General features: G+C 63.1%; 10 protein-coding genes. 1 reads left to right on the top strand and 9 read right to left on the bottom strand.

Annotation, left to right across the window (positions count from 1 at the left end; translation table 11 throughout):
• Positions 1 to 308: 308 nt before the first annotated feature.
• The 8 genes from HBR93_RS20660 to HBR93_RS20625 form a co-directional block, all read right to left on the bottom strand.
• The gene (locus HBR93_RS20660) at positions 309 to 1376 is read right to left on the bottom strand and encodes an NAD(P)-dependent alcohol dehydrogenase (protein ID WP_169960963.1); all 1068 of its coding nucleotides are present in this window, start codon (positions 1374 to 1376) and stop codon (positions 309 to 311) included.
• Positions 1377 to 1589: 213 nt separating this feature from the next.
• Positions 1590 to 2096 (bottom strand): GNAT family N-acetyltransferase, encoded by a 507-nt coding sequence (locus HBR93_RS20655; protein ID WP_057439041.1) that lies wholly within the window; start codon positions 2094 to 2096, stop codon positions 1590 to 1592.
• A 59-nt stretch (positions 2097 to 2155) separates the two neighbouring features.
• A complete protein-coding gene (locus tag HBR93_RS20650) occupies positions 2156 to 3166 on the bottom strand; it encodes a cysteine synthase family protein (RefSeq protein ID WP_057439042.1) in 1011 nt (336 codons plus the stop codon).
• Between the two features lie 37 nt (positions 3167 to 3203).
• Complete coding sequence (gene hisC, locus HBR93_RS20645) at positions 3204 to 4325, bottom strand: histidinol-phosphate transaminase (RefSeq protein WP_169960962.1); 1122 nt, start codon at positions 4323 to 4325, stop codon at positions 3204 to 3206.
• Positions 4326 to 4339: 14 nt separating this feature from the next.
• Positions 4340 to 5731 carry an MATE family efflux transporter gene (locus tag HBR93_RS20640; protein WP_115127967.1) on the bottom strand — a complete coding sequence of 464 codons (1392 nt, stop codon included), beginning with the start codon at positions 5729 to 5731 and terminating at the stop codon, positions 4340 to 4342.
• Entirely contained in the window at positions 5719 to 6723 is a 1005-nt protein-coding gene (locus tag HBR93_RS20635) for a hypothetical protein (RefSeq protein ID WP_198792323.1), read from the bottom strand. The genes HBR93_RS20640 and HBR93_RS20635 overlap by 13 nt, the downstream gene beginning before the upstream one ends.
• Before the next feature lie 29 nt (positions 6724 to 6752).
• Positions 6753 to 8099, bottom strand: a complete 1347-nt coding sequence (locus HBR93_RS20630) for an alanine racemase (protein WP_169960961.1) — start codon at positions 8097 to 8099, stop codon at positions 6753 to 6755.
• A 4-nt stretch (positions 8100 to 8103) separates the two neighbouring features.
• Positions 8104 to 10266: a TonB-dependent siderophore receptor gene (locus HBR93_RS20625; RefSeq protein WP_169960960.1), complete on the bottom strand. Its 2163-nt coding sequence runs from the start codon at positions 10264 to 10266 to the stop codon at positions 8104 to 8106.
• A 179-nt stretch (positions 10267 to 10445) separates the two neighbouring features.
• Between HBR93_RS20625 and HBR93_RS20620 the strand changes: the two genes are divergently transcribed.
• Positions 10446 to 10814, top strand: a complete 369-nt coding sequence (locus tag HBR93_RS20620) for a cupin domain-containing protein (protein WP_169960959.1) — start codon at positions 10446 to 10448, stop codon at positions 10812 to 10814.
• Here HBR93_RS20620 and HBR93_RS20615 read toward each other — a convergent pair.
• A complete protein-coding gene (locus HBR93_RS20615; RefSeq protein ID WP_076965184.1) occupies positions 10811 to 11374 on the bottom strand; it encodes an XRE family transcriptional regulator in 564 nt (187 codons plus the stop codon). The two genes, HBR93_RS20620 and HBR93_RS20615, sit on opposite strands and share 4 nt — an antisense overlap.
• Positions 11375 to 11438 lie beyond the last annotated feature (64 nt).

Here is an 11438-nt window from a genome sequence, read left to right as displayed (position 1 = left end):
ATTGATTTGGGGGGTAACCCGGCAGGACGCCGGGTTAGCCGCGCTGGGCCATGGATGGCCCATCGCGGCGGCCCCCCAAATCAATGTCGGATGACGGGCACACCGAGCCTAGGCGAGGTGCCGAGTGGTGGGGCAAGAGCGCTTTGCTTACTTTGGCGCTCTTCCAAAGTGAGCCGCCGTAAGGGCGGAACCAATAGCCGCCATAACCGCAACAACGGATATGTACACAACCCCAACAACCCAAAAAGAGCGCTGCGTAAAGACTCATGACCATCACAAACAACCCAGCGCCCACCGCCAGATTAAGGTCAGGCCGCCTGGATCTCGCGCTTGAGGCTGTCCATGTCGATCACAAAACGGTACTTCACATCGCCCTTGAGCATGCGCTCGTAGGATTCGTTGATGCTCTGGATATCAATCATCTCGATCTCCGAGACGATCCCGTGCCGGGCGCAGAAGTCCAGCATGTCCTGGGTCTCCTGGATGCCACCAATCAATGACCCCGCCAGGCTGCGGCGTTTGAAGATCAGGTTGAACACCGAAGGCGACGGGTGCGGGCTGTCTGGCGCGCCCACCAGGGTCATGGTGCCGTCGCGCTTGAGCAGGTTGAGGAACGCGTCCAGGTCATGGGGTGCGGCCACGGTGTTGAGGATGAAATCCAGGCTATTGGCGACCTTGGCCATTTCGTCCGGGTTCTTCGACACCACCACCTCGTCAGCCCCCAGGCGCAGGCCGTCTTCGCGTTTGTTCGGCGAGGTGGTGAACAACACCACATGGGCGCCCATGGCATGGGCGATTTTCACCGCCATATGGCCCAGGCCGCCGAGGCCGACCACGCCGACCTTCTGTCCAGGGCCGACCTTCCAATGGTGCAGCGGCGAGTAGGTGGTGATCCCGGCACACAGCAGCGGCGCCACGGCCGCCAATTGCGCCTCATCGTGGGAAATGCGCAGGACGAACTTCTCCTTGACCACGATATTGTCGGAATAGCCGCCAAAGGTGTTTTCACCGCCAAACACCGGGCCGTTGTAAGTGCCGGTAAAGCCGTTCTCGCAGTACTGCTCCTCGCCCTCGGCGCAGGATGCGCAGTGCTGGCAGCTGTCGACCATGCAGCCGACGCCGGCCAGGTCACCGACCTTGAAGCGGCTGACATTGGCCCCCACCGCCGTCACCCGGCCGACGATTTCATGGCCCGGCACCGATGGGTAGAGGGTGTTGTTCCACTCATTGCGCGCCGTGTGCAGGTCGGAGTGGCACACTCCGCAGTAGAGGATGTCGATTTGAACATCGTCGGCCCCGGGGGCGCGGCGCTCGAAGGTAAAGGGTTTGAGGGCGTCCTTGGCGTCACGGGCGGCGTAGCTGTAAGTCTTGGCCATTGCGGTCACCTCTTTGCGTCGACATTGAAGGTCAGTTGACCAGCATAGCCGCCCAACCGTTCAACCCACGTAAATCGGCGGTAATTCAAACAAACACATACCCTCTGTGGGAGCGGGCTTGCCCGCGATAGCGGTGGGTCAGTACCGAACACATCCACTGATACACCGCTATCGCGGGCAAGCCCGCTCCCACACGAGTCCGCACGGACTGCGTCAGTGAACAACCGCCCGGGTCACCAAAAAGCTCAGCAACTGCGGCTCGTCATCCAGCTCGATGGCCTGCACCGGGCGCGGCAGGTTGTCCAATACGCTGCGCCAGAACGCCTGGGACGCTTCGTCCTGGTCATAGAACCGCACCAGCCAGTCCGTCTCGCCGCTGGTCAACACCTGGGTGGCCAGGGCGCGGCCTATGCCCTTGCGCCGATAGCGTTTCAAGATAAACAGGTCAGCCAGTTCCAGGGCATTGATCCCCGGCAACTCGCTGCGCTCGATCAACAGGAAACCGGCGATGTAACCGTCCACCAGCAGCAGATTGGCGCTCCATTGCGGCTCTTGCCAGTAGCGCGCCAGGTGTTCCTCGTGGATATAGAAACGGCCGTCCTGCTCGACGTCTTCCTGCTCCCAATCGGAGGATTCATAGGCATAAAACTGGTAGAGGTTGCAGATCAGTTCGGCCTGTTCAGGGCCGGTCTGGATCAGTTCGACAGTGGTGTCACTCATGGCGGGGCTCACGCAGGCGGGGCGCCACAGTAGCGAAGGCCGGCGCCCCAGGCAAGCCGCTAGGCTTGCTGTTTGACCTGGGGCAGCGCGCTCAACCATTGCTCGAGCTCACGATGAACCTGGGGCGCCAGCAGTTGCCGATCCGCCATCCATTGGTCGTTGAACACCGTGTCGAGGTATTTTTCGCCGCCATCGCACACCAGTGCCACGATCACGCTGTGGGCCGGGGCATGCCAGGCCTCGCGCAGGGCCTGGTAGATAACCCCGCCGGCCGAGCCGCCGAGCAGCAGACCGTAATGCCGCGCCAGGTAGCGCGCGGTTTCGAAGGCCTGGGCGTCGCTGACAGTCAGGCCTTTGTCGATCAGCGCGTAGTCGACCACGGCGCCGATTTCTGCGCCCTCCGGGGTGCCGGTGCCGGACTGATGATACGGCGCACCGGGGCCGCCAAAGATCACCGAGCCGCAGGGTTCGACGCCGATCACCTGCAGGCCATGGGCATGGCGTTTCAAGGCACGCGCAGTGCCGCATAACGAACCGCCGGTGCCCACGGCGCCCACCAGGTAGTGGATTTCATCGCCCAGCACTGCGCGTAATTCCGCTGCCAGTTGCGTGTAGCCATTGGCATTGGCCGGGTTGTGGTGCTGGCGGGTCCAGTAGGCGCCCTGCTCCGTGGCAATACGCTCGGCGGTAGCATCGCGGTCGGCGGTGGACAGCCCGCCACCGGGGTCGCCGACCCGCACCAACTGCGCACCAAAGGCCTGCATCGCCCGCAGTTTGTCGGGGCTGGCGTGTTCGTCGACCACGGCAGTGAAGCGGTAGCCGCGCTCGGCGGCCAGCAGCGCCAGGCCCAATCCGGTGTTGCCCGAGGTCGATTCGACAATCCGCCCACCCGGCTTGAGCTGCCCCGAGGCCTGCGCCTCGTCGAGCATCTGCCTGGCCATGCGGATCTTGGCGGTGCCGGTGGGATTGAATTGTTCCAGCTTGAGCAGCACGCAGCTGCCGTTTTCAGTGACGCACAATTTGAGCAGCGGTGTATCGCCGATCAGTTCGGACAGGCAAGTCTTGATCATGACAACCTCTGGGCAGTATGAAAAACCGGCGCGGCGCTTACCCGGCCAGGGTCGCGACGGCGCGTTGCAGGCTGGCGAGAAACGCCTGGTTTTGCTGGGCCAGGCCCAGGGACACGCGGATAAAACTGGTGTATCCCGGCTCGCGCCAGGCCTTGACGATGATCCCGTCCTTGAGCAATTCGTCGACCACCTCCAAGGCGTTGCAAGCGGTGTCGATAAACAGGAAATTGGCCTGGGACGGCGCCACGCGAAAACCCGCGGCCTGCAACCCCTGGGTCAGGCGTTGGCGCTCGATGACGACGAATTCGCGGCTGCGAATCACGTGTTGCGGGTCCAGCCAGGCGGCCTTGGCGGCCTCCTGGGCCGGTTGATTGACGTTGTACGGCGTGCGCACCCGGTGCAGCGCATCAATCAGGCTGCGGTGCGAAGCGATGCCATAGCCGATCCGCAGCCCCGCCAGCCCATACGCCTTGGAGAACGTGCGCAGGATGATCCAAGGCCGCGATTGCGCGTCGAGGATCGCCAGGGCGTCAGCCGCGTCCTCGACGAATTCAAAATACGCCTCGTCGATCACCAACAAGGTGTCGGGGTGAGCGGCGGCGACCAGCGCCGTCAGTTCAGCGCTGGACAGCGCCGTGCCCACCGGATTGCAGGGGGTGCTCAGCATCAACAGCTTCGCCGGTTGCTCGAGGGCCGTGGCCCAGGCCTGCAGGTTAACGCTGAAATCCGGGTTGAGCGGCACCTTGTCCACCGTCGCGCCCATCATCAATGGCAGGCTTTCATGCAGGCTGAAACAGGGCTGCTGGGTCACCACCCGGTCCTCGGGATCGAGCAGCGCCAGGCACAACAGTTCGAGGATATTTTCCGAGCCGTTGCCGAGGATGACCCGCGCCGGATCCACATCCAACTGGCCGCCGATCAGGTGCCGCAGGGCCCGGCCACTGGGGTCGGGGTAGCGTTCCAGCCCTGCCCCGCCATGATGCGCCAGCATCGCTGCAGCAGCCGGCGACATGCCCAGCGGGTTTTCGCAGTTGGACAGTTTGATCACCGTCGGCGTACCGAGCTGATGTGGATCGGCGCCCGGGTCGTACAGGGGCAAACGCCGCACGCTGGGGCGCACCAACGCCTCGACGCGGTGTGCAGGGTCGTCTTGATGCATGGAACACCTCCTTGTTATGACAGTGCGACGGCGCCCGCGCGGTCCAGCGCCTTGAGTTGCCGTTCAAACGAGACAATCAGCAGCAACGCGGTAGCCGCCAGGCCTATCGCCAATCCGGCCCACACGCCGAAGATCCCGTAAGGACTGACGATGCCCAGCAGCCAGGCAGCGGGCAGCCCCACCAGCCAGTAGCCGAACAGGGAAATGCGCAGCGGTCCCGCCGTATCGCCGATGCCGCGCAGGATGCCGTTGCCGATGTTCTGGCTGGCGTCGAACACCTGCAGGACGATGGCAATCAACAAACCGGTGGTGGCCAGGCGCACCGCATCCAGGTTGTTGGCGTGCTCGGTGCTGATAAACAGGCCGATGACCTGTTCGGGTAGCAACGCGTAAGGAATGGCAAACAGCAACATGACCAGCACCCCAAGGCCCAGGCCCAGGCGCCCCAGTTGCCGCGCGCGCTGATACTGCCCGGTGCCGCAGGCCTCGCTGATGTGGATCGAGGCGGCATGGGAGATGCCCGCAGAGAACATGAACACGATGTAGATGATCTGGTTAAGCACGGTCTGCGCCGCCAGCGCCTCCATGCCCAGGGTGCCGATCAGCAGGGTCAGTACGCTGAAGAACCCGGCCTCGCTGGCATAGGTCCCGGCAATCGGCAGCCCGAGCTTCCACACGGCCTTGATCGCCGCCGGCGAAAAGCGCAAGTGCGCCAGTTTGAAGTAACCGGCCAAGCGCCGATGGGTCAGTACCACCGCAAAGAACATCAGGAACGACAGCAGGAACACCACGGCGCTGGTGATCGCCACCCCCGCCAGCCCATAGGCCGGGACGCCGAACTTGCCGAACACCAGCACGTAGTTGAGCGCCGCCGTGAGGAAGATCGACACCAGGGTGATCGCCAGCAACGGCCCGGGGAATTTCAGGCCCACGGTAAAGTGGCGCAGCGCCTGGAACCACAGGCAAGGCAGCAGGCCAGGAGCAATGATCAGCAGGAAGTCCATGGCATTGGCCACCACGCTGGCATCCTGGCCCAGCCAGGTCAGCGGCTGGCGCAACCCCAGCAACACGCCCATAAACACCAGGCCGCTGACGGTCGCCCAGAACAGCCCCGCCACCAGCAACGCCCGCACCTGGGCTTCATCGCCCCGGGCATTGGCCTGGGCCACCAGGTTGCTGACGCCGGTGACCAGCCCGGTGCCGGTGGTGCGCAACTGGTTGAACAGCGCGATGGCCAGGCCACCGGCTGCCAGCTCCTTGGCACCCAGCATGCCGAGCACCACGATGTCGATGGTGGTCAGGGCCACATAGGCCAGGTTGGTCAGGATCAGGGGCAGCGCCAGCAACAGCAGAGCCCGGCTGTCGGCGCGCCAGGCGCCGGGTTGTGCGGCAGTCAGGCCGACCATAGTTGGACCCTCTGCCCACGGTTCTGCGTCAGGGCGCGGTCGGCCATCAAGCGCCCGAGGGCGACGTCGGTCACCACCATGCCGCTGTTGTAGGCGAACACCACATCGTCGGGATGGCGGCGTGCGGGTGCCAGGCCCAGGAGGATGTCCGGCAGCTCGGCGTCCACCGCGGGCAGGCTGCCGTCGGCGGCCGCCAGGTCGGCGCTGGTGACTTGCATCTGCGCGGTGTCGGTAGCAATGCGGTAGTCGGCGCCATGCAACACGTCGGCATCAATCCCATAACCCACCAGCACCGCCACGGCGCCGGGCTTGAGCCAGGCCCGCTGCACTTGCTGGCGCGCCGAAAGCCCGGCGACGCCAAGGATGATATCGGCCTCGCCAGCCGCCGCCGGCAGGTCATCGACCACCACCACATCGCGCAGCGGGTAGTGTTTGTGCAGGGTGTCTTGCACCGCGCGCAGGCCTTCGGCGTAGTGCCCGTAGACATACAAACGCTCCAGGTCCGGCATGGCCGCGAGCAACATGGGCAACGCCACCTGCCCCTGCACGCCGGTACCGACGACCAGGGCACTGCGGGCATTCGGGCAGGCGGCCCTGGCCATCAACGCCGAGGTGGCCGAGGTGCGCAACGGGCCGAGCTTGACCACGTCCATCAAGGCAATCGGGCGGCCGGTGCGGTCATCACACAGAAAGATAAACGAATGGAACTGATAGGCATCACGGGTGCGCTGCGGGTCATGCTCGTACACCACCTTGAAGCCCACGGTGTGGCTGGCGCCATCCCGGCCAACCATCGAGTAGCTGATGGAATGGCGGTCCATCGGTTCGACAATGGTCTTGAGCGGGTTCTGCGAGTCGCCGTTGCGCAAGGCCTTGTACGCCTGCTCGACTACCTGCAGCACTTCACGGTAACTCACCCCCAGGTCTTCGAGCGCGGCCTGGGGCAGCACCCATAGGTCGGCGGGGGCAGCGGGTTTATTCAAACTGTTCACTCGAGGCTCCTTGTTGAGTGGCTTTACGATTAAGCCAGGCTGTCCAGCTTCCAGCGCAGGTGTGGGTTACGCAGCTCCAGCACCACTTTGTGTGGCAAGGGCGCTTCGTGAAAAGGCGACTCGTTGGAGTCCATCTGATAGCCGGCGGTATTGAGGTAGATAAGCAAGTCACCCGCCTGGATCGGGTAGTCGAAGGCGACTTTGCGCCAGGTCAGCATGTCCGACTCCAGGCAGGTGGCCCCGCCAATACACGCGACAAACGGCGACCGCGGCCGTGGCGAGGCCGGCAACAGCAGCGGGTCGGGTAGAAATTCGCTGTTGAACCACTGTTCGGAGAGGTTGAAGCTGCTGCCCTGCACAGTGACCTGGGCATAACCATCACTGGCCGTGCGGTCCTTGACGCCCTGCACGCGGAACACGCTGATACCGGCCTGGTCGAGCAAGGCGCGGCCGGGTTCGATAATCAGCCGCACGCCGTACTCGATGACCTTTTGCGCCAGGCTCAGGCCGGGGCTGACGGGCGTGGCGAGGATATCGTCAAGGGCCTCGGCCCCCGCGCGCAGCGCGCCATAGGGATAGAAGCCGGCGAAGCCCTTGTCGTTGTGATAGCGCTCGGCGCAGTCCTCGGCCAGAAAGGCCTGCCACTGCGCCGGGTCGACATAGCGCACGGCAAAGCCACCGCCCAGGTTGACCGTGCGGCAGTTGTCCAGCTCGCTGGCCCGGCACAGGTCGACCAAGTGGCTGGCGACTTGTGCACGCTGGGCGGTGTCGTAGCCGCCCAGATGAAACGAGAAACCTTGCAAGTCCAGGTTCGCCGCGTGCTGGCGGCAGAACACCAGGGCCTGGTCGCACTCCCGTGGGTTGAGGCCGAAACGACTATGGACCTGGCTGCTGGGGCAATAGCGCAACAACAGACGCGCACGTTGGCGCAGGGATAGCGCCAATTGCTGGATACGCAGCAGTTCCTCCAACGAGTCCACCGCCAGCAGGCATTGATGACTCAGGCCCAGCCCAAGCAGCTGATCGCTCTTACGTGGCCCGGACACGCCGATATCAGTGCCAGCCACCCCACCCGCCAAGGCCTTTTGCAACTCACCGACGCTGGCCACATCCACGCCAATCGCACACTGCGCGCAGGCCTGGATAAAACAGTTGGCCTTGTTGGCCTTTTTCGCAAACAACACGCTGCCGCGCACCTGGGCCTGGGTAAAGCTGTGCTGGAAGGCTTCGACATTGGCGTGAAAAACCTGTGGGCACACCAGATGCAGCGGCGAGCCGAGGCCATCGACCAACTCGGTCAACGTGCCCGCGTGCCGCTCAAGCAGGCGCTCGACCCACAGGTGGCGCAGGCCGGGCAATGAACTGGAATACGTCATGGTTCTAGAACTCGAACTTGGCCGACAGGAACACTTCGCGCTCGCGCCCCACATCCAGCCCGCCCAGGTAATAGGCGCTGGCGTAGTAGTACTTGTTGGTCAGGTTCTTGCCGTGCAGGCGGTAGGTCACCGGGGTATCCGCAAGTTTCGAGCGGTAGCTGATACCGGCGTCGAGCAAGGTGTAGCTGGGGATGTAGCCGCTGTTCTGCGCATCCACCGGGCGGCTGCCGACATAGCTGAGGGTGCTGTCCAACGACAGGCCAGGCACAGCGGCCACGGTGTACAGGGCGCCGACCGCGCCTTTCCACTTGGGCACGTTCTCAGTGCGCTTGCCGTCCACGGTGACGTCATCCACATCTTCCATGCGCGTGGTCAGGTAGGCGGCGTTGGCGGTGAGGGTCAGGGCGTCGGTGACGCGATCGGACAGGGTTAGCTCGGCGCCACGGTGGTGGTATTCGCCATTGCTCACATAGGTATTGCTGGTGTTCAGGTAACTGGCCTTGCGCCGGATATCGAATACCGCCAGGCCCAGGTTCAGGCGATCGTTAAGGTCCAGCTTCAGGCCCACCTCATATTGCTGGGACTCGATGGCGTCGGTGGGCTGGTTGGCGTTGGTCGCGTGTTGGGGGGCGTAGTCGCCTTTTTCAAAGCCTTTGGAGTAGCTGACGTAGGTCATCACGCTGTCCCAGGGCCGGTAGATCAGCGCAGCGCTGGGCACGAACACGTCGTGGCTCTGCGAAGGCGCGGTGGCTGAGAGTTTATCCGCGCGGTACCAGATGTAACGCCCGCCTACCATCACCTGGAACTGTTCGGTAAGGGAAATCAGGTCGCTGGCGAAAACCGAGGTCTCCTTGATGGAGGACACAAAGTCAGTGGGCTGTTCCGAGCCGAAGTGCCACTTGGGCGGGTTGACCGGGTGACGGATATTACCCACCGAGACATCGCCAATGCCGATGCCTGGAGTGCCACTGTCGACCAAATCCCAGAACGGGCTGACGTCCTTGAACTGCTTGTAGCCGGTGCCGAAGAACACGTCGTGATAAATGTTGCCGGTGGCAAACTTGCCGGCCAGGTACGACTGCAGCGACCAGGTGCTGAACACTTCACCACGGGACACGTAAAAGTCGGCCGAGCCGATATCGCCGTTAGGCTTGATCCCGAACAGGTCGTTATAGCCGCCGTGGCGCTCGACCCGCGAGTAGTTGCCCTGGGTCACGGAGGTCCAGTTGTCATCCAGCTCGTACTCGAACTTGGCGTCGAGGTTGGCGCCTTCGGTCTGGTGACGGAACCAGGAGCCGGTCAATAGATCGCGGCGATTGACCTTGGGTGGCAGCACGTAGCTGGACGGGTCCAGAGGGTTGGCGCGGCCGCTCTGGTCGGCACGCAGCAATGGGTCGGCGACCGTGGACTTGCGCGACCAGTCGGCGTTCAACTGCAACAGGGCGCGGTCGCTCAGACGGAAGTCGGTGGCCAGGCCGATAAACTTGCGTTCCATGTCGCGGGCGTGATCGAAGTCGCCGTTTTTCTCGTAGCCGGCATTCAGGCGATAGCCAAAGGCGCCGTCGTTGAATGAATCGCTGGTATCAATCGCCACGTAGCGGCCGAGCAACGACGAGCCTTGCACGCTGACATTGAGCAGCGGCTCCAGGGTCGGGCGCTTGAGGACGTAGTTGATGGTGCCGCCCGGCGAGTTGAAACCGTAGAGGAAACCCGATGGGCCCTTGAGCACGTCGATACGCTCGACGTTTTCCAGGGGTACGTCGTGGTGCGGGGCCAGGGTCAGGCCATCGCGGCGGATGGTGTTGAAGTTGTCCATGGCAAAGCCGCGCAGGCGGAAGTTGTCAAAGCCGCTGCCGCCCGACGAACTGAGCACCGAGGGGTCGAGGCTCAGCACATCCACGGCGGTGCGCGCGGAGCTGTCGGCGATGGTCTTGTTGGAATAACTCTGGATGGCCAGGGGGATTTCCATGGCGTCCTTGGCGCCGAAGCCACCGGCATTTACTTCCAGGGCCTTGTTCAGCGGCGCGCTGACTCGTATGGCTTCAAGCTCGGTGACCGATTCTTCGCGATCTTGCGCTGCAGCGGCAGGTAGACCGGTGAGCGACGACACCAAGCCCACCGCCAAAAATGTGGGAAACCGCGGAGCTATGCCGTGCAACTGGTTCATCTGCAATCCCTTGAGCCGAAAATAAGCGGGGCGATCTCAAGCGCGGCAACGCCTGAGAATCGTTATCAAGAGATACAATATAACGTTTCTTTTAAACTCACAATCGCACGATCATTCAATACTTGCTGCCGCGCTGCATTTAAGGTCTGGCCTTTCCAGGATCAACAGAGATAACGGACATGCCCTCCTATACCGCCATCAACTTTGCGCACAAATACAGCCTGTTCAGCGAGCAATGGACACCCAAGGTCGTCGCGCAGATGAACGACTACCAATTCAAGGTGGTGAAGATCGAAGGGGATTTTGTCTGGCACAGCCACGCAGACACCGACGAGACCTTTATCGTCCTCGAGGGCGCGCTGCGCATTGATTTTCGCGATGGCGCGGTACAGCTCGGGGCTGGCGAGATGTTCGTGGTACCCAAGGGCATCGAGCACAAACCGTATGCCCAGGGAGAGGTGAAGCTGCTGCTGGTCGAACCCTGCGGCGTGTTGAACACTGGCGATCAGGGCGGCGAACGGACCCAGCGCAATGATGTGTGGATCTAGATCACCACGTTGCGGATAAAGCGCACCGCCACTGGCCCGTCATTGCGATAGGCATGGGGCTGATGGCTGGGGAACATAAAGAACTCGCCAGCGGCGATGGTGGTTTCGACGTCACCCACCACCAGGGTCAGGCTACCCTCGAACACGAACAACTGTTCGCTCCAGCCTTCGAGGTCGGGATCCGGGCAATAGCGATCGCCCGGCTCCAGGCGCCACTCCCACAGTTCCACCTCCCGCCGGGCGGTGGCCTTGGCCAGTAACACGGCCTTGCTGCCATCTATTTCACCGGCCCAGGCCAGTTCGTTGATGCGGCTGTGGTCACGGGCGTCAGGGGCCTGGATCAGGTCGCTGAAGGCCACATCCAGGGCTTCGGCCACGCGGTCAAGGGTGGACAGGCTGACGTTCTTTTCACCGGCCTCGATGGCCACCAGCATGCGCCGGCTGACCCCGGACTTTTCCGCCAGGGCTGTCTGGCTCAGTTCGGCCGCATGGCGCAGGCGTCGAACGTTCTGGCTGACGTGCTGCAGGACCGAGGCCCGTTGCGGATTTTCTTTGTGCACTATATTGCTCACTCGGTGGGGTTGCGCAGTATACTGCCCAGCTGCGGCGCATTGTGCGTTCCGC

Source organism: Pseudomonas sp. WS 5411 (assembly GCF_012985595.1).
Classification (GTDB): Bacteria; Pseudomonadota; Gammaproteobacteria; order Pseudomonadales; family Pseudomonadaceae; genus Aquipseudomonas; species Aquipseudomonas shahriarae.
This window is presented reverse-complemented; position numbering and strand designations above follow the sequence as displayed.